Origin of the sequence: Streptomyces sp. NBC_00258 (assembly GCF_036182465.1) — a bacterium.
In the GTDB taxonomy this organism is placed as follows: domain Bacteria; phylum Actinomycetota; class Actinomycetes; order Streptomycetales; family Streptomycetaceae; genus Streptomyces.
The window spans coordinates 6,967,757-6,989,620 of the sequence record NZ_CP108081.1 but is presented as its reverse complement, the minus strand read 5'-3'; the positions used below and the strand labels follow the sequence as shown (position 1 = coordinate 6,989,620).

General features: G+C 66.3%; 16 protein-coding genes and 3 rRNA genes. 4 read left to right on the top strand and 15 right to left on the bottom strand.

The genetic code is table 11. From position 1 onward, the window contains the following. The first annotated feature begins 35 nt into the window (after positions 1 to 35). The 3 genes from OG718_RS31125 (at position 36) to OG718_RS31115 (ending at position 3,630) form a co-directional block, all read left to right on the top strand. Positions 36 to 974 carry an HAD family hydrolase gene (locus tag OG718_RS31125; protein WP_143644169.1) on the top strand — a complete coding sequence of 313 codons (939 nt, stop codon included), beginning with the start codon at positions 36 to 38 and terminating at the stop codon, positions 972 to 974. Between the two features lie 363 nt (positions 975 to 1,337). Further along, entirely contained in the window at positions 1,338 to 2,114 is a 777-nt protein-coding gene (locus OG718_RS31120) for an ECF subfamily RNA polymerase sigma factor, BldN family (protein ID WP_143644170.1), read from the top strand. Positions 2,115 to 2,400: 286 nt separating this feature from the next. Then, positions 2,401 to 3,630: a DUF5667 domain-containing protein gene (locus OG718_RS31115; protein ID WP_143644171.1), complete on the top strand. Its 1,230-nt coding sequence runs from the start codon at positions 2,401 to 2,403 to the stop codon at positions 3,628 to 3,630. 88 nt (positions 3,631 to 3,718) lie between these two features. Here OG718_RS31115 and OG718_RS31110 read toward each other — a convergent pair whose 3' ends face one another. The 11 genes from OG718_RS31110 to OG718_RS31060 all read right to left on the bottom strand — a co-directional run bounded on the left by OG718_RS31110 (position 3,719) and on the right by OG718_RS31060 (position 16,331). Then, positions 3,719 to 4,768, bottom strand: a complete 1,050-nt coding sequence (locus OG718_RS31110; RefSeq protein WP_143644172.1) for a lysophospholipid acyltransferase family protein — start codon at positions 4,766 to 4,768, stop codon at positions 3,719 to 3,721. A 14-nt stretch (positions 4,769 to 4,782) separates the two neighbouring features. Beyond that, a complete protein-coding gene (locus OG718_RS31105) occupies positions 4,783 to 5,844 on the bottom strand; it encodes an NAD-dependent epimerase/dehydratase family protein (protein WP_143644173.1) in 1,062 nt (353 codons plus the stop codon). A 349-nt stretch (positions 5,845 to 6,193) separates the two neighbouring features. Further along, a complete protein-coding gene (locus OG718_RS31100; RefSeq protein WP_003948845.1) occupies positions 6,194 to 6,292 on the bottom strand; it encodes a 30S ribosomal protein bS22 in 99 nt (32 codons plus the stop codon). 163 nt (positions 6,293 to 6,455) lie between these two features. Beyond that, positions 6,456 to 6,665 carry a helix-turn-helix domain-containing protein gene (locus OG718_RS31095; RefSeq protein WP_093781815.1) on the bottom strand — a complete coding sequence of 70 codons (210 nt, stop codon included), beginning with the start codon at positions 6,663 to 6,665 and terminating at the stop codon, positions 6,456 to 6,458. Between the two features lie 129 nt (positions 6,666 to 6,794). Beyond that, the gene (locus OG718_RS31090; protein WP_328845742.1) at positions 6,795 to 7,610 is read right to left on the bottom strand and encodes a phosphatase; all 816 of its coding nucleotides are present in this window, start codon (positions 7,608 to 7,610) and stop codon (positions 6,795 to 6,797) included. A gap of 375 nt (positions 7,611 to 7,985) precedes the next feature. Further along, positions 7,986 to 9,158 (bottom strand): acetoin utilization protein AcuC, encoded by a 1,173-nt coding sequence (locus OG718_RS31085; RefSeq protein ID WP_143644175.1) that lies wholly within the window; start codon positions 9,156 to 9,158, stop codon positions 7,986 to 7,988. Further along, positions 9,109 to 10,329 (bottom strand): MFS transporter, encoded by a 1,221-nt coding sequence (locus OG718_RS31080; RefSeq protein WP_328845741.1) that lies wholly within the window; start codon positions 10,327 to 10,329, stop codon positions 9,109 to 9,111. Before OG718_RS31080 ends, OG718_RS31085 begins: the two co-directional genes overlap by 50 nt. 108 nt (positions 10,330 to 10,437) lie before the next feature. Beyond that, entirely contained in the window at positions 10,438 to 11,085 is a 648-nt protein-coding gene (locus OG718_RS31075) for an HAD family hydrolase (protein WP_143644177.1), read from the bottom strand. A 64-nt stretch (positions 11,086 to 11,149) separates the two neighbouring features. Then, positions 11,150 to 11,266: ribosomal RNA gene (rrf, locus tag OG718_RS31070) — 5S ribosomal RNA — on the bottom strand. Between the two features lie 96 nt (positions 11,267 to 11,362). Then, a 23S ribosomal RNA gene (locus OG718_RS31065) occupies positions 11,363 to 14,485 on the bottom strand. A 316-nt stretch (positions 14,486 to 14,801) separates the two neighbouring features. After that, positions 14,802 to 16,331: ribosomal RNA gene (locus OG718_RS31060) — 16S ribosomal RNA — on the bottom strand. The 16S, 23S and 5S rRNA genes sit together here, the layout of an rRNA operon. An 843-nt stretch (positions 16,332 to 17,174) precedes the next feature. Between OG718_RS31060 and trpS the strand changes: the two genes are divergently transcribed. Next, positions 17,175 to 18,173, top strand: a complete 999-nt coding sequence (gene trpS, locus OG718_RS31055; RefSeq protein ID WP_143640476.1) for a tryptophan--tRNA ligase — start codon at positions 17,175 to 17,177, stop codon at positions 18,171 to 18,173. A gap of 42 nt (positions 18,174 to 18,215) precedes the next feature. Here trpS and proC read toward each other — a convergent pair whose 3' ends face one another. The 4 genes from proC to OG718_RS31035 all read right to left on the bottom strand — a co-directional run bounded on the left by proC (position 18,216) and on the right by OG718_RS31035 (position 21,717). Continuing rightward, a complete protein-coding gene (proC, locus tag OG718_RS31050) occupies positions 18,216 to 19,025 on the bottom strand; it encodes a pyrroline-5-carboxylate reductase (protein ID WP_328845740.1) in 810 nt (269 codons plus the stop codon). Positions 19,026 to 19,146: 121 nt separating this feature from the next. Continuing rightward, positions 19,147 to 19,944 (bottom strand): ABC transporter permease, encoded by a 798-nt coding sequence (locus tag OG718_RS31045; RefSeq protein WP_306939312.1) that lies wholly within the window; start codon positions 19,942 to 19,944, stop codon positions 19,147 to 19,149. Next, a complete protein-coding gene (locus OG718_RS31040) occupies positions 19,941 to 20,759 on the bottom strand; it encodes an ABC transporter ATP-binding protein (RefSeq protein WP_328845739.1) in 819 nt (272 codons plus the stop codon). The genes OG718_RS31045 and OG718_RS31040 overlap by 4 nt, the downstream gene beginning before the upstream one ends. A gap of 172 nt (positions 20,760 to 20,931) precedes the next feature. Next, on the bottom strand, positions 20,932 to 21,717 hold the full coding sequence (locus OG718_RS31035) for a class I SAM-dependent methyltransferase (protein WP_328845738.1): 786 nt from the start codon (positions 21,715 to 21,717) through the stop codon (positions 20,932 to 20,934). Positions 21,718 to 21,864 lie beyond the last annotated feature (147 nt).

Sequence of the window (21,864 nt, the reverse complement as noted above, 5' to 3'; positions counted from 1 at the left end):
CCGGAACCACCGAACAAACTGGCTATGCTCACGCCATGGCCGCTCTCGGATGGCTCACCCCCCGTAGGCGCTCCGCCACCGCGCGGAGCGTGCTGGCAGGCGAGGCCTCGGCTGAGGCTGCGCGCAAGTCCTCCCAGGAGTTGGAGGAGCTCGCGCACGAAGCCGCGCCCGCAGGCACCGAACCGGAGTTCCCGGTGGTCGGTGACGACAGGGCCGCCGCGTTCTTCGACCTCGACAACACCGTGATGCAGGGCGCTGCGCTGTTCCACTTCGGCCGCGGCCTCTACAAGCGGAAGTTCTTCGAGACCCGCGACCTCTACCGGTTCGCCTGGCAGCAGGCCTGGTTCCGGCTGGCCGGCGTCGAGGACCCCGAGCACATGCAGGACGCCCGCGACTCGGCGCTGTCCATCGTGAAGGGCCACCGCGTCTCCGAGCTGATGTCGATCGGCGAGGAGATCTACGACGAGTACATGGCCGAGCGCATCTGGCCCGGCACCCGCGCACTCGCCCAGGCCCACCTGGACGCAGGTCAGAAGGTGTGGCTGGTCACGGCGGCACCCGTGGAGATCGCCACGGTGATCGCCCGCCGCCTGGGCCTGACCGGCGCGCTCGGCACGGTCGCCGAGTCGGTCGACGGCGTCTACACCGGCAAGCTCGTCGGCGAACCGCTGCACGGCCCCGCCAAGGCGGAGGCGGTACGCGCCCTGGCCGCGGCGGAGGGCCTGGACCTCGGCCGCTGCGCCGCGTACAGCGACTCCCACAACGACATCCCGATGCTCTCGCTGGTCGGGCACCCGTACGCGATCAACCCGGACTCCAAGCTCCGCAAGCACGCCCGCACGCTCGACTGGCGGCTGCGCGACTACCGCACGGGCCGCAAGGCGGCGAAGGTCGGCATTCCCGCCGCGGCCGGCGTCGGCGCGGTCGCGGGCGGCACGGCGGCCGCGATCGCCCTGCACCGCCGCCGTCGCTGACACACCGTCGCCGGCACCCCTCGAACACCCGCTGAGCAGCGGCGTCCCGCACGGACATGCGGGCAATCGTGCTGTCCTACCCGCGCAGAGCCCCCGCCAGTCCCGTTAACGGCACCCGGCCACAACACGCCCCGGACTCAGACGGAACGCGGAATCATTCGATCAACAACCGGTCACTCTCAGGCACTTGATGAGACGTCGTTCGGTAACAGAAGCGACGTAATCGATGATTTGAGCAACTGGGTGTAGCACTGCCTGTACGAAGCGTTATTCTCCTCAGACGCATGACGGGCCCCGCTCTTCGCTACGACGGGTGAACGGTCCGGTACTGCACGTGATGGAAGCTCTGCCTCTGGGAGTCCCGTGTACCCACACGTCGGGGTTGACGCCTCGGGCCTGGCTACGCTGCGCGCAACGGTCCTCGACCGCCTGCGCGGCTTCGTCCCCACCGCGTACGCCGTCCCCGCCCTCGCTGTCTCCGTCGCGCCCGTCGGCCCGTGCTACGCACTGGCGGACGGCAGCGCGGCGGTGGTCAGACGAGGTCGTTCGAGCGCGTCGGCCACCACCGCACGCCGCCCGGCCGCAGACAGTGACAGCGCCCGGATGATGGACCTCGTGGAGCGCGCACAGGCCGGTGAGGCCGAGGCCTTCGGCCGGCTCTACGACCAGTACAGCGACACTGTGTACCGCTATATCTATTACCGCGTCGGCGGAAAGGCGACCGCGGAAGACCTCACGAGCGAGACGTTCCTGCGCGCACTGCGCCGCATCGGCACGTTCACCTGGCAGGGCCGTGACTTCGGCGCCTGGCTGGTCACCATTGCCCGCAACCTCGTCGCGGACCACTTCAAGTCGAGCCGCTTCCGGCTCGAAGTGACCACCGGCGAGATGCTCGACGCCAACGAGGTCGAGCGCTCCCCCGAGGACTCCGTCCTGGAGTCCCTCTCGAACGCGGCGCTGCTGGATGCCGTCCGCCGCCTCAACCCGCAGCAGCAGGAATGCGTGACCCTGCGCTTCCTCCAGGGCCTCTCGGTCGCCGAGACCGCCCGCGTGATGGGCAAGAACGAGGGCGCGATCAAGACCCTCCAGTACCGGGCGGTGCGCACACTGGCCCGGCTCCTCCCGGAAGACGCCCGCTGAGACCCCGTACACGGCGGGCCCTGCCCCGCCCCTCTCCGTACGACTCCGTATGACTCCATACGCTCAGCGATGCCCAACTCACCGTCCGTGAAAGTCCGTTGACTTCGCGGTCCGATCATCCGTCGTCCGTAACCCAAGTGCCGAGCCGCTCGTTGTGCGGGATACAGGCTCCCTGTGGTCATACCCTGGCCGACTTCGATCACTCGATCGAGTGGTCGTGGTCGGGGTGTGCAACCCTCAGGACCCCCTGGGGAGTCGACCGTGATGACGAGAGGAGGTGCCGCCAGTGATCGCGAACGTATCGGCGCACCGGCGGGCGAACGCCTTCGCCCAGGCCCTGGAAGAGCAGCCGGACCGGGGCACGGCGGCCGAGCAGTCCGAAGGCCCTGCTCCGGCCGCCGTGGACCGGCCCGAGCAGGGCCGGATGCTGTCCCTGGCGACCGGCCTCGGCGAACTGCCCAAACCGGAGCTGGACCCCGAGGTCAAGGTCGTCCAGCGGGCACAGCTGGTGGCCGCGATGGAGGCCATGCTCCAGGAGGGCACGGCCGCGGGGGGCGGGGCGGCGGACCCTTCGGTGCCCGAGCAGCGCTCCCACCGGGGCCGGGGCGCGCACCGGGCGACCGGGCTGGGGAAGTTGCGACCGCGTTCCCGGCTGTCGAAGGGGCTCGCCGCGGGCGGGCTCACCGTCGGTGTGGCCGCCGGAGCCTTCAGCGGTGTCGCCGCTGCCAGTTCCGACGCCCTGCCCGGTGATTCGCTCTACGGGCTCAAGCGCGGCATGGAGGACCTCAAGCTGGGCATGGCCGACGGCGAGGGCGACCGCGGCCGGCTCTACCTCGACCAGGCCTCCACCCGGCTGAGCGAGGCGCGCCGCCTGATGGAGCGCGGCCGTTCGGGGCCCCTCGACCACGAGTCCCTGGGCGAGATCCGGCGTGCGCTGTCCGGCATGCAGCACGACGCCTCCGAGGGGCACCGCCTGCTGCACGAGGCCTATGAGCGGGACCCGGACTCCCTGGGCCCCATCCAGGCCCTCTCCGCCTTCTCCCAGTCGCACCGCGACGCCTGGGGCGCCCTGCGCGACCGGCTGCCCGTGCAACTCGGCGACGTCAGCCGCCAGGTCAGCTCGGTCTTCGACGCCATAGACGAAGAGGTCGAGCCGCTGCGCTCGCTGCTCCCGCAGCCGCCCTCCCCGGAGGGCACCGGCCGCCACCGCGGCGCGAGCTCGGACGCCACCGGCTCGTCCCGTACGGACCGCCCGGCCGCCCCCAGCGCCACCGGCGGCGGCTCGTCCGACGGCACCGGGTCCAGCGGCGGCAAGCCCAAGCCGTCCACGTCCAAGACCCAGGACGACGGCCTGCTCGGCGGCAACACCGGCGGCCTCCTGGACCCGCCCGAGGACGAGACCAGCGCCTCCCCGTCCGGCAGGAACACCCCACCGGCAGAGCCGGACGTGACCCTGCCGCCCCTCCTCCCGGGCCTGCTGCCCGGCCTGGGAATCGACAGCGAGGACGCGAACTAGCTTCTTCGGATACGTCGGTGGGGGCGCCCCTTGTGAAAAGGGGCGCCCCCACCGACGTATCCAGGAGTCCTGGACATTTCCAGAACCGTTAGAAGAACACCGACCTGCGCTGCACCAGCAGCTTGTAGAGCGTGTGCTGGATCTGCTCTCTCACCTGGTCCGTCAGGTTGAACATGAGCATGGGATCCTCTGCCGCCTCCGGCGGGTAGCCGTCGGTCAGGATCGGCTCGCCGAACTGGATCGTCCACTTCGTCGGGAGCGGGACCCCGCCGAGCGGGCCCAGCCACGGGAAGGTGGGCGTGATCGGGAAGTACGGGAAGCCGAGGAGACGTGCCAGCGTCTTGGAGTTGCCGATCATCGGGTAGATCTCCTCCGCGCCCACGATGGAGCACGGGATGATCGGCGTGCCCTGGCGCAGGGCTGTCGACACGAAGCCGCCGCGGCCGAAGCGCTGGAGCTTGTAGCGCTCGCTGAACGGCTTGCCAATGCCCTTGAAGCCCTCCGGCATCACACCGACCAGCTCGCCGCGCTCCAGGAGCCGTTCGGCGTCCTCCGCGCAGGCGAGCGTGTGACCGGCCTTGCGGGCCAGTTCGTTGACCACCGGCAGCATGAAGACCAGGTCGGCCGCGAGGAGCCGCAGATGACGGCCGTCGGGGTGGTTGTCGTGGACGGCGACCTGCATCATCAGGCCGTCCAGCGGCAGCGTCCCGGAGTGGTTGGCGACGATCAGCGCCCCGCCCTCCGACGGGATGTTCTCGATGCCCTTCACCTCTACGCGGAAGTACTTCTCGTAGAGGGGCCGCAGCATCGACATCAGGACCTGGTCGGTGAGCTCCTGGTCGTAACCGAAGTCGTCGACCTCGTACTCACCCGTCAGTCGCCGCCGCAGGAAGGACAGGCCGCCGGCGATGCGCCGGTCCCAGCCATTCTCCTGCGGCTTCTCCACAGCAGCCGGTTCCTCACGCGTCACGGGAACATCATCCTGCGGAATCGTTCGTGCGGGCAGGGGCTGGACCTCACGAACCGCCACCGGCTCGCCCTTGCGCCTGCTCCCCGCGCCCCGGCGCCGCGGCGGCCGCTGTACGGCACTCCCGCGGGACCGGTCGTCGTCGAACGGAATGACCTTGGCGTCCGCCATCGTTGATGCGCTCCTCAGTTGGCGCTCTGCGTCGGGAGGTGGCCACCGCCGAGTACAGGCAGTGCCGCGATCCGGTCGACGGCCCCCGCAAGGGCCTCGGGGGGCAGGAGTCCGGGCCCCCGGCTGCGTGCGAAGTCCGCGAAGGTCTCCGCGGTCGTGTACCTGGGACCGTAGCCGAGCGTCTCGCGCATCTGCCGGGTCGCCACGACCCGGCCGTGGGTGAGCAGCCGCAGCTGCTCCGGCGAGAAGTCCGTCATGCCCAGCGTACGCAGCGCCGAGCCCACCCAGCTCACCGCGGGCATCAGCACGGGAACCGTGGGCCGGCCGAGCCGGCGCGCGCACTGCGAGAGCAGCAGGACACCGTCGCCGGCGATGTTGAACGTGCCGCTGTTGAGCGTGCCGCGCCGCGGCTCGTGCGAGGCGATCCGCAGCACCTCGATCACGTCGTCCTCGTGCACGAACTGCAGCCGCGGGTCGTAGCCGAGCACGGTCGGCAGCACGGGCAGCGAGAAGTACGCGGCGAGCGGCGAGTCCGCGCTCGGCCCGAGGATGTTCGCGAACCGCAGCACACACACGGCGACGTCGGGCCGCCGCCGCGCGAACCCCCGCACATATCCCTCGACCTCGACCGTGTCCTTCGCGAAGCCGCCGCTGGGCAGCGACTTGGGTGGGGTGGTCTCGGTGAAGACGGCCGGATCACGCGGAGCCGACCCGTACACGTTCGTACTGGACTTCACGACGAGCCGCTTGACCGTCGGCGACTTCTGGCAGGCACCCAGCAGCTGCATGGTGCCGATGACGTTGGTCTCCTTGACCGTGGTCCGGCTGCCGCCGCCCAGCGGGGTCGCCGTCACGTCCAGGTGCACCACCGTGTCCACGGAGTGCTCCGCCAGCACCCTGGCGATGGCGGGCTGCCTTATGTCGGCCCGTACGAAGTCGGCGCCGCCCAGGTGGTGCTCCGGCGGGACCGCGTCCACGGCGACCACCCTGTCCACCTCGGGGTCACGCTGAATCCGTCGTACGAACCGGCCCCCCAACTGACGGGCCACTCCGGTCACGAGCACGACCTTCCCCAAGATCAGCGCCTTCCTTCCAGCCGTCGACGACATGCTGCTCGTACTGTGCCGTTCGTACTCTGCCGTGTTCCCCGTGACGGCCACGTTAGCGGGTCGATGTTGCGCTGTGATGACCGCCCGATGCATGAAGTGACGGCGCCCCCGGACGTACGATCAGACCCAGCCATTCGCCGCACAGTAGTAGGCCCGGACATACGCACAGCGTTCGTCCGGCCGCACGCCGCGGCAAGGGAACAGGGATACGACTGTGGCCCCCCACCAGCCGGTGGGGGGCCACAGAGCGCACTGTCACAGCGTCGTCGCCCGCCGTCTGCCCTGCTTGTGGCGGAGGACCGCTGTCCGTCGCGACTTACTTCTTGTTGCGACGCTGAACGCGAGTGCGCTTGAGCAGCTTGCGGTGCTTCTTCTTCGCCATCCGCTTGCGCCGCTTCTTGATAACAGAGCCCACGACTACCCTCGCTCACTTCTCTTTACTCGTTGCTGGGCTGCATGGGCCCACACGACTTATGAGGGGCCAGCCTACCCGCCCGAGCGCCGAGGTCGTAATCGAGAGTTCCGGGTGAGACCCCGGGGACGCGATCGAGCCGCCCCGGGACCTCCCCGGACCGCCGTCAGGCTGTCTCCACCCCCACGTATGACTCGCGAAGGTACTCGTGAACCGCTTGCTCCGGGACGCGGAATGACCTCCCGACCCGGATCGCGGGCAGATGACCGCTGTGCACCAAGCGGTACACGGTCATCTTCGACACTCGCATCACCGAGGCGACTTCCGCCACGGTAAGGAACTGAACCTCGTTCAGAGGCCTCTCGCCAGCAGCCATGACACACCTGAACCTTCCGCACTCGACGGTCACCGGCTTCCCCTTCCGGTGACACTTCGTCGTTGCGTGCTCACTCCCCAGAGTAGGGGCGTGTGATGCGAGTGGGGAAGAGGAGGGGCCATCGGCGGCCTACTGTGACAGACACGCTCGATTGAGTACATAGCGAGTAAGCGGTCGGTAGTAATCAGACCGCACAGCGTCATCAAGTGGAACGACGACGGACACCCGCCCCTCTGCCTCTCCGACGAACAGCGCGGGATCGTCGGTGTCACCCAGGCCAATGGCCTCGAACCCCAGCTGACCTGCTCCGCAGACCCAGCCGTGGTCTCCCACCACGAGCTCCGGGAGGGGTCCGCCGGCCTCCGCCGCGGCAGCCAGAGCGGTACGAACCGGGAGGGGAGAGTGAGTGTGCGCGCCGGTCTCACGACCGGGGTCGCACACCCCGGGTTCGCGCACCAGCGCGACTCCTCGTACGTAGTCAAGGTTGTACGTGCGTAGACCGAACCGGGTCGTTATGTCGATACAGTGACCATGCGCGGGGGTGAGGACGGTACACCCCGACGCCGACAGAGCGTCCGCGAGGGCGGCGTAGAAACCGATCAGTCGGTGCGGATGTCCGGTGCCGAGCAGCACCGGGGCACGGTTCCGTGCGGCTTCCGCAAGCCGGGCGGCGAAGGCGTCAAGAGCCGCCACGGTTCGCTCAGGATCGATCACATCGAAGCCAGATGTATGCCGCGGATCGGCCGACACCCCGCACTTGTCCGCCATCAAAGCGATCAGATCCGGTTGTTCCCATGTCCATTCGGGGTCAAGCCCGATCATCACCCGCGGATCCCGCGCGGCGAACAACCGATAGCTCCTGAGACTCGCCTCCCGCGAGGTGGCCACCGTCCCAGCCAGCCTCGCCGCCAGCAAATGCGCCCGCAACGCTCCCGTACTCAACACGCCCCGATGCTGACGCAGCCACCGGCCCCCCACCCCCAAAACACCGGAAACACCGCACAGTTGGCGTAACGGGGTCTATATCGGCCGAGGCGGCGAGGACCCTTCTCGCCCCCGCCGCCCCTACCCATTCCCGTCCCTTGCTCAGGGGCTCCGCCCCCGAACCCCCGCTCCTCAAACGCCGGAGGGGCTGAAATACCTCAGGGGCGCGGGGAACTGCGCGACCAGCCACAACGAATCCGCACGTACGTCTCAGCCCGTCCGGCGCTTGAGGACGAGCGCGTCAGCGCGATGCGGGGGTCTGGGGGCGCAGCCCCCAGGGATGGGACGGGTAAGGGCGGCGGGGGCGGGAAAAAGGCCAGGCCCCCCGGCGGAGCCCTACGCCAGCAACCCCCGCAGCGGAAACACAGCCCGCCGCGCGGCCAGCACAGCCTGGTCAAGACGGTCGGCGGGGTCATACCCCGACTCCCACCCCTTCCACTCCACAGGCCACCGCCCATCAGTCATCCGCGCAGGCGCCAACTGCCGCGTACGGGCAAAGACCTCCTGCCGCCACCCCTCAGGAACCACCGTCTCCGGCGCGATCTCCCGCCCCGCCGCGACAGCGACAAGATGCGTCCACGACCGGGGCACCACATCCACCACGGCGTAGCCGCCCCCGCCAAGAGCGACCCACCGCCCGTCGGCGTACTCGTGCGCCAGCTCATGGCAGGCCACCTGCACAGCCCGCTGCGCATCCAACGACACGGCAAGATGAGCCAGCGGATCCTCGAAGTGCGTATCGGCCCCGTGCTGAGTGACCAGCACCTGCGGCCGAAAGTCCGCGACCAGCTCCGGCACCACGGAGTGAAAGGCCCGCAACCACCCCGCGTCCCCGGTCCCGGCCGGCAACGCCACGTTCACGGCGGACCCCTCCGCCGACGCGGCCCCGGTCTCCTCCGGCCACCCGGTCTGCGGAAACAGGGTCCGAGGATGCTCGTGCAACGACACGGTCAGCACCCGCGGATCCTCCCAGAACGCGGCCTGCACCCCGTCCCCGTGATGCACGTCCACGTCCACGTACACGACCCGCTCGGCCCCGAGCTCCAGCAACCGGGCAATGGCCAAGGAGGCGTCGTTGTAGATGCAGAACCCCGAGGCGCCCCCGGGCATCGCATGATGCAGCCCACCCGCGAAGTTCACCGCGTGCAGCGCCTCACCCCGCCACACGGCCTCGGCGGCCCCCACCGACTGCCCGGCGATCAGCGCGGACACCTCATGCATCCCGGCGAAGGCGGGATCGTCCATGGTCCCCAGCCCGTACGCCCCGTCCGCACCCCTCGGATCCACGGAAGCGGCCTTGACCGCCTCGATGTAGTCCTCCCGGTGCACAAGCCGCAGGGTCGAGTCCCCGGCCGGCTTGGCCGAGACGACCTCCACCTCCCGGTCGAGGCCGAAGGCATCGACCAGTCGCCGGGTCAACGCCAACCGGACCGGATCCATCGGATGATCCGGGCCGAAGTCATAGCCCGTTACTGCCTCGTCCCACATCAGCTGTGCGCGGCCGCTCATGCCCGTCACCGTATCGGGAAGGTCCAGAAGCGAACGACTTGGCGTACACCAGCGTCACCAGCACCAACACCATCGGCACGAGCATGGCCCCCCGATAGCTCCACGCATCGCCCAGAGCCCCCACCAAGGGCGAACCGATCAAGAACCCCACATAGTTGAAGATATTCAGTCGAGCGACGGCCGCATCCGCAGCCCCGGGGAAGAGTCGTCCTGCGGCCGCGAAGGTCTGCGGCACGATCACGCACAACCCGAACCCCAGCAGCGTGAAGCCGAGCATCCCGACCCAGGCCCCCGGCGCCCCCGCCACCACCGCGAAGCCCATCGCCGCGACCACCGCACCGGCCCGCACCACCGTCACGGCCCCGAATCGCCGCACCCCGAAGTCCCCCACAGCCCGCCCGATGAGCGTGGTGACCATATAGACGTTGTACGGAACGGTCGCCAGCTGCTCCGAACTGCCGAGCACATCCTGCAGATACTTGGCGCTCCAGTTGGAGACGGTCGAATCCCCGATGTACGCGACGGCCATCACCACGCACAGAGGCAGCAGCAACTTGAACCCGACGCCGCCGTTCCCACCTTCGCCCTGCGCCTTCGCCTCGGCCTCGGGCCCGCTCCCGTCGACGAACCACCGGCTCCCCACGAACGCCGCGGGCAGCAGCACCACGACCACCGGCAGATACGACACGAACAACGCCAGATCCCAGTGCGCGCCCACCCACGCGAGCGACGCCCCGACGATCCCGCCCAGGCTGAACGCCGCGTGGAACCCGAGCATGATGCTTCGCCCGTACCTGTGTTGAAGGCTCACGCCGAGCATGTTCATGGACGCGTCGAGCGACCCGACGGCCAGCCCGAAGGCGGCGAGCGACAGCCCGATCGCCCACAGCCCGTCGCCGGCCCCCACCCCGAGCAGCGCCAGCAGCACGACCGGCTGCGACCAACGCAGTACGTGGCTGGGCGGCACCCGCTTCACCAACTGCTCGGTGCAGACACTGCCGACCCCGGCCAGGATCGGCACGGCGGCGAGGAAGGCGGGCAGCAACGCGTCGGATATCCCGTAGCGGTCCTGGATCGCCGGGATACGTGTCACGAGCAGCGCGAAGGCGACGCCCTGGGCGAAGAAGCTGAACGCCAATGAAGCCCGGCCACGCCGCAGCACATCTGTCATGGCGGCTCAGCGTAGGGCTCAGACTTACTCGTGGGTAGACCGTTCAAAGATGAATTTTGTTCAACTCTGACGCGGAAAGATCAACTTGGCGGCCGGAGGGGCGGAAAGTCAGCCCTGAAGCAGGCCGATCAGCTCCCCCATGTCCCCGAAGAGCCGGTCCGCCCCCGCCAACCGCTCCGCCGGCGTCATCGCCGTGAACCCGTACACGTCCATCCCGGCCGCGACGGCCGCCCGCACTCCGAGCGGACTGTCCTCGACAACAAGGCACTTCTCCGGCGGCACCCCCATGCGCTCAGCCGCGTGAAGGAACAGATCCGGCGCCGGCTTCCCCCGCCCCACGTCCTGCGAACTGAAGATCCGCCCGTCGTCGAACCACCGGTCCAACCCGGTCTTCCGGTGCCCGACCCGGATCCGCTCATGGCTCCCGGACGACGCCACACAGTACGGAACTCCGTCCGCGGCCAGCTTCTCCAGGACCTCCACGGCCCCCGCAACCGGCTCCAACTCCCGCTCGAAGGCGGCGAACACCCGCGCATGAAAGACATCGTCGAAGTCGGCGGGCAGCCGCTCCCCGGTCCGCTCCTCGACGATGTCGTGTACGCGGTGCATGGCGGCGCCCATGTAGTCACGCAGGGACTCCTCGTACGAGGTGGGGTGCCCCAGCTCGGTGAGATAGGCGGCCAGCAGCGTGTTGGAGATCGGCTCACTGTCCACGAGGACACCGTCGTTGTCGAAGATCACCAGTTCGTAGCGCATAACAAAGACCCTAAACGCAGGAAAGCCCCCGCACCGAAGTGCGGGGGCTTTCCCATTAAAATTTGTTCGGCGGTGTCCTACTCTCCCACAGGGTCCCCCCTGCAGTACCATCGGCGCTGTAAGGCTTAGCTTCCGGGTTCGGAATGTTACCGGGCGTTTCCCTCACGCTATGACCACCGAAACACTATGAAACTGTGAATACCGCACCACACCGCGTGGCCACACGGGTATGGGGTTGTTCGTGGTTTCAGAACCAACACAGTGGACGCGAGCAACTGAGGACAAGCCCTCGGCCTATTAGTACCGGTCAGCTTCACCCCTTACGAGGCTTCCACATCCGGCCTATCAACCCAGTCGTCTACTGGGAGCCTTAACCAATCTAGTTGGTGGGAATACTCATCTCGAAGCAGGCTTCCCGCTTAGATGCTTTCAGCGGTTATCCCTCCCGAACGTAGCCAACCAGCCATGCCCTTGGCAGGACAACTGGCACACCAGAGGTTCGTCCGTCCCGGTCCTCTCGTACTAGGGACAGCCCTTCTCAATATTCCTACGCGCACAGCGGATAGGGACCGAACTGTCTCACGACGTTCTAAACCCAGCTCGCGTACCGCTTTAATGGGCGAACAGCCCAACCCTTGGGACCGACTCCAGCCCCAGGATGCGACGAGCCGACATCGAGGTGCCAAACCATCCCGTCGATATGGACTCTTGGGGAAGATCAGCCTGTTATCCCCGGGGTACCTTTTATCCGTTGAGCGACGGCGCTTCCACAAGCCACCGCCGGATCACTAGTCCCGACTTTCGTCCCTGCTCGACCCGTCGGTCTCACAGTCAAGCTCCCTTGTGCACTTACACTCAACACCTGATTGCCAACCAGGCTGAGGGAACCTTTGGGCGCCTCCGTTACTCTTTAGGAGGCAACCGCCCCAGTTAAACTACCCATCAGACACTGTCCCTGATCCGGATCACGGACCCAGGTTAGACATCCAGCACGACCAGACTGGTATTTCAACGACGACTCCACCATGGCTGGCGCCATGACTTCACAGTCTCCCAGCTATCCTACACAAGCCGAACCGAACACCAATATCAAACTGTAGTAAAGGTCCCGGGGTCTTTCCGTCCTGCTGCGCGAAACGAGCATCTTTACTCGTAGTGCAATTTCACCGGGCCTATGGTTGAGACAGTCGAGAAGTCGTTACGCCATTCGTGCAGGTCGGAACTTACCCGACAAGGAATTTCGCTACCTTAGGATGGTTATAGTTACCACCGCCGTTTACTGGCGCTTAAGTTCTCAGCTTCGCACACCCGAAAGTGCACTAACCGGTCCCCTTAACGTTCCAGCACCGGGCAGGCGTCAGTCCGTATACATCGCCTTACGGCTTCGCACGGACCTGTGTTTTTAGTAAACAGTCGCTTCTCGCTGGTCTCTGCGGCCACCCCCAGCTCACCGTGTAAAACGGATCACCAGTGATGGCCCCCCTTCTCCCGAAGTTACGGGGGCATTTTGCCGAGTTCCTTAACCATAGTTCACCCGAACGCCTCGGTATTCTCTACCTGACCACCTGAGTCGGTTTAGGGTACGGGCCGCCATGAAACTCGCTAGAGGCTTTTCTCGACAGCATAGGATCATCCACTTCACCACAATCGGCTCGGCATCAGGTCTCAGACTATTGCCAGGCGGATTTACCTACCTGACGTCCTACACCCTTACCCCGGGACAACCACCGCCCGGGCTGGACTACCTTCCTGCGTCACCCCATCACTCACCTACTACAGGTCTGGTCCGTCGGCTCCACCACTCCCCTTTGCCCGAAGGCTCCAGGGCGGCTTCACGGACTTAGCATCGCCTGGTTCACTGTTTGACGCTTCACAGCGGGTACCGGAATATCAACCGGTTATCCATCGACTACGCCTGTCGGCCTCGCCTTAGGTCCCGACTTACCCTGGGCAGATCAGCTTGACCCAGGAACCCTTAGTCAATCGGCGCACACGTTTCTCACGTGTGTATCGCTACTCATGCCTGCATTCTCACTCGTGAACCGTCCACCACTAGCTTCCGCTGCGGCTTCACCCGGCACACGACGCTCCCCTACCCATCCCAGCGGGCGTTGGCCCTATATGCTGAAATGACACGACTTCGGCGGTACGCTTGAGCCCCGCTACATTGTCGGCGCGGAATCACTAGACCAGTGAGCTATTACGCACTCTTTCAAGGGTGGCTGCTTCTAAGCCAACCTCCTGGTTGTCTCTGCGACTCCACATCCTTTCCCACTTAGCGTACGCTTAGGGGCCTTAGTCGATGCTCTGGGCTGTTTCCCTCTCGACCATGGAGCTTATCCCCCACAGTCTCACTGCCGTGCTCTCACTTACCGGCATTCGGAGTTTGGCTAAGGTCAGTAACCCGGTAGGGCCCATCGCCTATCCAGTGCTCTACCTCCGGCAAGAAACACACGACGCTGCACCTAAATGCATTTCGGGGAGAACCAGCTATCACGGAGTTTGATTGGCCTTTCACCCCTAACCACAGGTCATCCCCCAGGTTTTCAACCCTGGTGGGTTCGGTCCTCCACGACCTCTTACAGCCGCTTCAACCTGCCCATGGCTAGATCACTCCGCTTCGGGTCTTGAGCGCGCTACTGAATCGCCCTGTTCGGACTCGCTTTCGCTACGGCTTCCCCACACGGGTTAACCTCGCAACACACCGCAAACTCGCAGGCTCATTCTTCAAAAGGCACGCAGTCACGACTGTATGTGCAAGCACATACAGCGACGCTCCCACGGCTTGTAGGCACACGGTTTCAGGTACTATTTCACTCCGCTCCCGCGGTACTTTTCACCATTCCCTCACGGTACTATCCGCTATCGGTCACCAGGGAATATTTAGGCTTAGCGGGTGGTCCCGCCAGATTCACACGGGATTTCTCGGGCCCCGTGCTACTTGGGTGTCTCTCAAACGAGCCGTTGATGTTTCGACTACGGGGGTCTTACCCTCTACGCCGGACCTTTCGCATGTCCTTCGCCTACACCAACGGTTTCTGACTCGTCTCACAGCCGGCAGACTGTGAAAGAGAGATCCCACAACCCCGTACACGCAACCCCTGCCGGGTCTCACACGTATACGGTTTGGCCTCATCCGGTTTCGCTCGCCACTACTCCCGGAATCACGGTTGTTTTCTCTTCCTGCGGGTACTGAGATGTTTCACTTCCCCGCGTTCCCTCCACACACCCTATGTGTTCAGATGTGGGTGACAGCCCATGACGACTGCCGGGTTTCCCCATTCGGAAACCCCCGGATCAAAGCCTGGTTGACGGCTCCCCGGGGACTATCGTGGCCTCCCACGTCCTTCATCGGTTCCTGGTACCAAGGCATCCACCGTGCGCCCTTAAAAACTTGGCCACAGATGCTCGCGTCCACTGTGCAGTTCTCAAACAACGACCAACCACCCGTCACAACCCGCCGAAGCAGATTTTTACCGGGGCCGGCACTGAAGATCCAGACATAAAGTCCGTACCCTCAGACACCCAACAGCGTGCCCGGCACCCTCGCCACTCGTGATCAGCTTTCCACGCCCCGAAGGACAGTACTTGCAGCCCGAGATGACTGAGAGTGCCGAATAATCAACGTTCCACCCTTGAGCAACCAGCACCGGACGTACGCCGATGTACTGGCCTCTGGACCATCGGCAAGCCGACAGCCAAGAAGTGCTCCTTAGAAAGGAGGTGATCCAGCCGCACCTTCCGGTACGGCTACCTTGTTACGACTTCGTCCCAATCGCCAGTCCCACCTTCGACAGCTCCCTCCCCACAAGGGGGTTGGGCCACCGGCTTCGGGTGTTACCGACTTTCGTGACGTGACGGGCGGTGTGTACAAGGCCCGGGAACGTATTCACCGCAGCAATGCTGATCTGCGATTACTAGCAACTCCGACTTCATGGGGTCGAGTTGCAGACCCCAATCCGAACTGAGACAGGCTTTTTGAGATTCGCTCCGCCTTGCGACATCGCAGCTCATTGTACCTGCCATTGTAGCACGTGTGCAGCCCAAGACATAAGGGGCATGATGACTTGACGTCGTCCCCACCTTCCTCCGAGTTGACCCCGGCAGTCTCCTGTGAGTCCCCACCATCCCCGAAGGGACGTGCTGGCAACACAGAACAAGGGTTGCGCTCGTTGCGGGACTTAACCCAACATCTCACGACACGAGCTGACGACAGCCATGCACCACCTGTCACCCGACCACAAGGGGGGCACCATCTCTGATGCTTTCCGGGCGATGTCAAGCCTTGGTAAGGTTCTTCGCGTTGCGTCGAATTAAGCCACATGCTCCGCTGCTTGTGCGGGCCCCCGTCAATTCCTTTGAGTTTTAGCCTTGCGGCCGTACTCCCCAGGCGGGGAACTTAATGCGTTAGCTGCGGCACCGACGACGTGGAATGTCGCCAACACCTAGTTCCCACCGTTTACGGCGTGGACTACCAGGGTATCTAATCCTGTTCGCTCCCCACGCTTTCGCTCCTCAGCGTCAGTAATGGCCCAGAGATCCGCCTTCGCCACCGGTGTTCCTCCTGATATCTGCGCATTTCACCGCTACACCAGGAATTCCGATCTCCCCTACCACACTCTAGTCTGCCCGTATCGAATGCAGACCCGGGGTTAAGCCCCGGGCTTTCACATCCGACGTGACAGACCGCCTACGAGCTCTTTACGCCCAATAATTCCGGACAACGCTTGCGCCCTACGTATTACCGCGGCTGCTGGCACGTAGTTAGCCGGCGCTTCTTCTGCAGGTACCGTCACTTTCGCTTCTTCCCTGCTGAAAGAGGTTTACAACCCGAAGGCCGTCATCCCTCACGCGGCGTCGCTGCATCAGGCTTTCGCCCATTGTGCAATATTCCCCACTGCTGCCTCCCGTAGGAGTCTGGGCCGTGTCTCAGTCCCAGTGTGGCCGGTCGCCCTCTCAGGCCGGCTACCCGTCGTCGCCTTGGTGAGCTTCTACCTCACCAACAAGCTGATAGGCCGCGGGCTCATCCTTCACCGCCGGAGCTTTCAACCCCCACCCATGCGAGTGGAAGTGTTATCCGGTATTAGACCCCGTTTCCAGGGCTTGTCCCAGAGTGAAGGGCAGATTGCCCACGTGTTACTCACCCGTTCGCCACTAATCCACCCCGAAGGGCTTCATCGTTCGACTTGCATGTGTTAAGCACGCCGCCAGCGTTCGTCCTGAGCCAGGATCAAACTCTCCGTGAATGTATTCCCGTAATCGGGATGACACCACGAGAGCGGAACAACCGGGCGGAATAAGCCCGACTGTTCACAACGTCCTCGCTGTGCGCCTACCGGAACAATGCCCGGCAGGACTTTTTCAAAGGAACCTCGTCCCGGCCGTGATGGCCGGAGACGGGGTATCAACATATCTGGCGTTGATTTTTGGCACGCTGTTGAGTTCTCAAGGAACGGACGCTTCCTTTGTACTCACCCTCTCGGGCTTTCCTCCGGGCTTCCCTTCGGTCTTGCGTTTCCGACTCTATCAGACCGTTTTCCGATCCGATTTCCTCGGTGCTTTCCAGGTTTTCGCTTTCGCGTTTCCCTTTCCGGCGGTTCCGACTCTATCAGATCCTTTCGGGCCTGATTCCCGGTCAGAGCGGGTTGTCTTCGCGGCTGTTGGGCCGTTCCGACGAGTGAGACTTTAGCGGAATCCTGGCCCCCGAGCTAATCGGGGTCGCGTCCTTTCGAACGCGGATTCCTCATTTCGCAAACGCGCATGAAAGCGGGCCGACGACGGATCGTCGATCGCTGTGTGCTTGTTGCGGAATGGCTGTCCGGGGACCAACCGGAGTCGGCGCTCACGTCGGACAACTCGGAGAACACTACGTAGGGGTCCAGGGCGTGTCAACTTGACGCCAGGAGCCGCCCTGGAGGCGTACCCTCGGGGGCATGACTACGCACGCGTGCACCCAACTGTGGTGGGCCGCCTGACGGCGGCCGTACATACGCGTGTACTCAACGGCCGCCGCCTCGGCGGCCGTTCTTGTTTCTCCCTCCTGGAGCGCCGGCCGGCGGTGGTGGCGGCCTCGACCAGGAGGTAGAGGAATGAAGCGGGTCTTCAGCGGGGTCAAGCCGACCGGGCATCTGACGTTGGGGAACTACCTGGGGGCGATGCGGCGGTGGAGTGCGGTCGATCAGCACGAGGCCGACGCGCTGTTCTGCATCGTCGACCTGCACGCGCTGACCGTGGACCACGATCCCGGCCGGGTACGCAGGCTCAGTAGGCAGGCGGCCACGCTGCTGCTGGCCGCGGGGCTCGATCCGAAGCTGTGCACCGTCTTCGCGCAGAGTCATGTGGATGAGCACGCGCGGCTGTCGTACCTGTTGGAGTGCGTGGCCACGGACGGCGAGATGCGGCGGATGATCCAGTACAAGGAGAAGGCCGCGGTCGAGCGGACACGGGGCGGGAGTGTGCGGCTGTCGCTGCTGACGTATCCCGTGCTGATGGCGGCGGACATCCTGGCGTACGGGACCGACGAGGTGCCGGTGGGCGACGACCAGGCGCAGCACGTGGAGTTGGCGCGGGATCTGGCGGTGCGGTTCAACCAGCGGTACGGACACACGTTCGTGGTGCCGCGGGCCACGCTCCCGGAGGTGGCGACGCGGGTCATGAACCTGCAGGAGCCGACGTCGAAGATGGGGAAGTCCGACGACGTGGGGCCGGGGATCGTCTATCTGCTCGACGAACCCGAGGTGATCCGGAAGAAGGTCATGCGGGCCGTGACCGACAGCGGGCTGGACGTGTCGTACGACCGGGAGGCCCGGCCTGGGATCTCGAATCTGCTGGAGATCCTCGCCGCCTGTGAAGGTGGGAACCCGGAGGGCCTGGCCGGTGTATATGAGTCGTACGGATCTTTGAAGAAGGACACCGCCGAGGCCGTGGTGGAGCTCCTCAGGCCCGTACAGCAGAGGCACAAGGAGTTGTGCGCGGATCCTGCGTACGTGGAAGGGGTGTTGCGGGAGGGTGCGGAGAAGGCCAGGGAGATGGCGAGGCCGAGGGTGGACGCGGCGTACCGGGCGATCGGGCTGCTGCCGGCGATGTGATGAGGAGCGGCGGGGCCGGAGGTGGGCCCGGCCCCGAAGCTCCTAGCTGTTGCCGGAGGCCAGTTCGCGGCTGCGGTCGCGGGCTGCTTCCAGGGCGGCGATGAGGGCCGCTCGTACGCCGTGGTTCTCGAGTTCGCGGATGGCGTTGATCGTGGTGCCCGCGGGGGACGTGACGTTCTCGCGGAGCTTCACGGGGTGCTCGCCGCTGTCGCGGAGCATCACGGCGGCGCCGATCGCGGACTGGACGATGAGGTCGTGCGCCTTGTCGCGGGGCAGGCCGAGCAGGATGCCGGCGTCGGTCATGGCCTCGACCAGGTAGAAGAAGTACGCCGGGCCCGAGCCGGAGAGGGCGGTGCAGGCGTCCTGCTGGGACTCGGGGACGCGGAGGGTCTTGCCGACCGCGCCGAAGATCTCCTCGGCGTGGGCGAGGTGCTCGGCGGTGGCGTGGCTGCCGGCGGAGATGACGGACATGGCCTCGTCGACGAGGGCGGGGGTGTTCGTCATGACACGGACGACGGGGGTGTTCTGGGCGAGGCGCTCCTCGAAGAAGGAGGTGGGGATGCCCGCTGCGCCGCTGATGACCAGGCGGTCGGCGGGGACGTGCGGGGCGAGTTCGTCGAGGAGGGTGCCCATGTCCTGGGGCTTGACCGTGAGGATCAGGGTGTCGGCGCTCTTGGCCGCCTCGGCGTTGGTGACCGGGGTGACGCCGTAGCGCTCCTGGAGTTCCTTGGCGCGTTCGGGGCGGCGGGCCGTGACCAGGAGGTCGGCGGGGGCCCAGCCGGCCCGGATCATTCCGCTGAGCAGGGCCTCGCCGATCTTGCCGGTGCCGAGAACTGCGACTTTCTGGGTCATGTTCTGTTGCCCTCCGGGGGTGCGTCGTCCGAGGCCCATCCTCGCACCGGGGGCGTGGGGGCGGGCCGCGTTGTCCGGTGAGCGGGACGCGACCGTCCGGGGGCGGGGGTGGTGCTCGGTGTTACGCGGTGCGGCGGCGGAGGGTTGCCGCGCCGAGGCTCAGGACGAGGAGGGCGCAGGCCGCGACGATCAGGGCGTCGCGGATGAAGTTGGCGGTGACGTCGGTGTGCTTGAGGACTTCGTTCATGCCGTCGACGGCGTAGGACATGGGGAGGACGTTGGAGATGCCTTCGAGTACGGGGTGCATGTCGGGGCGCGGGGTGAACAGGCCGCAGAGGAGTAGCTGGGGGAAGATCACGGCCGGCATGAACTGGACGGCCTGGAACTCCGAGGACGCGAAGGCCGAGACGAAGAGGCCGAGGGCCGTGCCCAGCAGGGCGTCGAGAAGAGCCACCAGAAGGAGGAGCCAGGTCGAGCCCGTGACGTCGAGACCGAGGGCCCAGACGGCGAGACCGGTGGCGAGGGCGGACTGGATGACGGCGAGCGCGCCGAAGGCGAGGGCATAGCCGACGATCAGGTCGGCCTTGCCGAGGGGCATGGCCAGGAGGCGCTCCAGGGTGCCGGAGGTGCGTTCGCGGAGGGTGGCGATGGAGGTCACCAGGAACATCGTGATGAGGGGGAAGATGCCGAGCAGTGAGGCGCCGATGGAGTCGAAGGTGCGCGGGCTGCCGTCGAACACGTAGCGGAGCAGCAGGAGCATCACGCACGGGATGAGGATCATCAGCGCGATCGAGCGCGGGTCGTGGCGGAGCTGGCGCAGGACCCGGGCCGCGGTGGCGGTGGTGCGGGAGAAGTTGATCGTGCTCTGCCTCGGGGGCGTGGTCGTGCCCGTCCGGGTGGTGGTGGTCGCGGTGCTCATCGGACGGACTCCTTGCGGGTCTGGTTGCCGGCCGCGATCGCCTCGTCGACCAGGTGGAGGAAGGCGGCCTCGACGGTGTCGGTGCCGGTCTGGTTGCGCAGGGCGTCCGGGGTGTCGTCGGCGAGGATCTCGCCCTCGCGCATCAGGAGGAGGCGGTGGCAGCGCTCGGCCTCGTCCATGACGTGGGAGGAGACGAGGAGGGTGGCGCCCCGGTCGGCGGCGATGGTGTGGAAGAGCTGCCACAGGTCGCGGCGGAGTACGGGGTCGAGGCCGACCGTGGGTTCGTCCAGGACGAGGAGTTCGGGGGTGCCGAGGAGGGCGACGGCGAGGGAGACGCGGCTGCGCTGGCCGCCGGAGAGGTTGCCCGCGAGGGCGTCGGCGTGGGAGGTGAGGTCCACGTCGGCGATGGCGTGGGTGACGTTCTCGTGGCGGCGCTCGGCGGCGGCGCGGCCGGGGTCGAGGATCGCGGCGAAGTAGTCCAGGTTCTGGCGGACGGTCAGGTCGTCGTAGACGGAGGGGGCTTGGGTGACGTACCCGATCCGGGAGCGGAGTGTGGCGTGGCCGGCGGGGAGGCCTAGGACGTCCAGGGTGCCGGTGACCTTGGCCTGGGTGCCGACGATCGACCTCATCAAGGTGGACTTGCCGCATCCCGAGGGGCCGAGCAGGCCGGTGATCTGGCCTCGCGGGACCTCGAAGTCGAGCCCGCGGAGGACCTGGCGGATGCCTCGGACGACAGTGAGTGCGGCGGCGTGGACCGCCGGGGCGGTGGGGTGCTCCTGCGGGGTGGCAGGTGGACCGGGCGAGTAATTCATCATGTGATGAATAATGCGCCTGAGGGTTGGAGGCGTCAAGCCTGGGCGGGGGCATGGCTGGGCTGGGGCGCGTGGCGGGGGCTCGTGCGGTACGTGGGGCGCCGGGTGGTGAGTGAAGGGCCCCGTGGTGGTTGCCGAGTGGTGGGTGGCGGGCGCCGGAAAGTGGGTGGTGGGGTCAGGGGCGGAGTGCGACCAGGAGGTCGACGTCGTAGGTCTCCTCGACGAGGCCGTGCGGGAACACCTCCAGGAGGTGCTCTCGCTCCTCGGCGAGGAAGGAGGCCGTGCCCTCCTCACCCAGGACGAGGAAGATCGAGTGGCTGCCTATGTTGGCGAGGTGCGTGTCGAGGGGGACGCTGCGGGTCCAGCGGACCTGGTGGTGCGTGATGTCCGGGACGGTGATCGCGCCGGCGAAGGCGGTCTCGGCGCGGGCGGAGGTGCCGCCCTTCTTGCCGACGGCGTCGCCGCCGAAGTACCGCTCTACGCGTTGCTCCTGGGCTGCGATCCATGGGATGTCCAGGGCGTCCATGTTCCACCAGAGGGCGAGGGCGCCGCCCGGGCGCAGGACGCGCATCGCCTCCGGGGCGGCCCGGGCCGGCTCCGTCCAGTGCCAGGCCTGGGCGTATGTCACGAAGTCGGCCGAGGCGTCGGTGAAGGGGAGGGCGTTGCCGTCGCCGCGTACGAGGGGGACGTCGGGGAGGGTGCGGCGGAACTGGCGTGCCATGCCGTCGCCGGGTTCGACCGCTACGACGTTTGCGCCGCGGGCGTGCAGGAGGGTGGTTGCGATGCCTGTGCCTGCGCCTACGTCGATGGTTCGGGCGCCTGCCAGGGGGTGGCCTGCGGCGTGCTCCATCGCTTCGAAGAGGGTGGGTGGGTAGGAGGGGCGGTTCGCGGCGTACTGGGCTGCGGCGGCGTTGAAGGAGTGGGCTCGGGTGTGGTGGTGGGCGCGGGAGGAGGCGGTCATGCCGCCATGGTGGCCTTGGGCGGGGGTGGGGGACAGTGGGCTTCGGTAAGAGGTTGGGGTGAGGGTGGGGAGGTTTTCGCCCCCGCCGCCCCTACCCATTCCCGTCACTTACTCGGGGGCTCCGCCCCCGAACCCCCGTGCGCAGTT

Excerpts from the sequence above, each read along its gene's own strand:
- OG718_RS31085 (WP_143644175.1), bottom strand. The coding sequence starts at position 9,158 with ATGAGCGGCCGCGCACAGCTGATGTGGGACGAGGCAGTAACGGGCTAT.
- OG718_RS31035 (WP_328845738.1), bottom strand. The coding sequence starts at position 21,717 with ATGACCGCCTCCTCCCGCGCCCACCACCACACCCGAGCCCACTCCTTC.
- trpS (WP_143640476.1), top strand. The coding sequence starts at position 17,175 with ATGAAGCGGGTCTTCAGCGGGGTCAAGCCGACCGGGCATCTGACGTTG.
- OG718_RS31075 (WP_143644177.1), bottom strand. The coding sequence starts at position 11,085 with ATGCGCTACGAACTGGTGATCTTCGACAACGACGGTGTCCTCGTGGAC.
- OG718_RS31095 (WP_093781815.1), bottom strand. The coding sequence starts at position 6,665 with ATGGCTGCTGGCGAGAGGCCTCTGAACGAGGTTCAGTTCCTTACCGTG.
- OG718_RS31045 (WP_306939312.1), bottom strand. The coding sequence starts at position 19,944 with ATGAGCACCGCGACCACCACCACCCGGACGGGCACGACCACGCCCCCG.
- OG718_RS31080 (WP_328845741.1), bottom strand. The coding sequence starts at position 10,329 with ATGACAGATGTGCTGCGGCGTGGCCGGGCTTCATTGGCGTTCAGCTTC.
- OG718_RS31110 (WP_143644172.1), bottom strand. The coding sequence starts at position 4,768 with ATGGCGGACGCCAAGGTCATTCCGTTCGACGACGACCGGTCCCGCGGG.
- OG718_RS31125 (WP_143644169.1), top strand. The coding sequence starts at position 36 with ATGGCCGCTCTCGGATGGCTCACCCCCCGTAGGCGCTCCGCCACCGCG.
- OG718_RS31040 (WP_328845739.1), bottom strand. The coding sequence starts at position 20,759 with ATGATGAATTACTCGCCCGGTCCACCTGCCACCCCGCAGGAGCACCCC.
- proC (WP_328845740.1), bottom strand. The coding sequence starts at position 19,025 with ATGACCCAGAAAGTCGCAGTTCTCGGCACCGGCAAGATCGGCGAGGCC.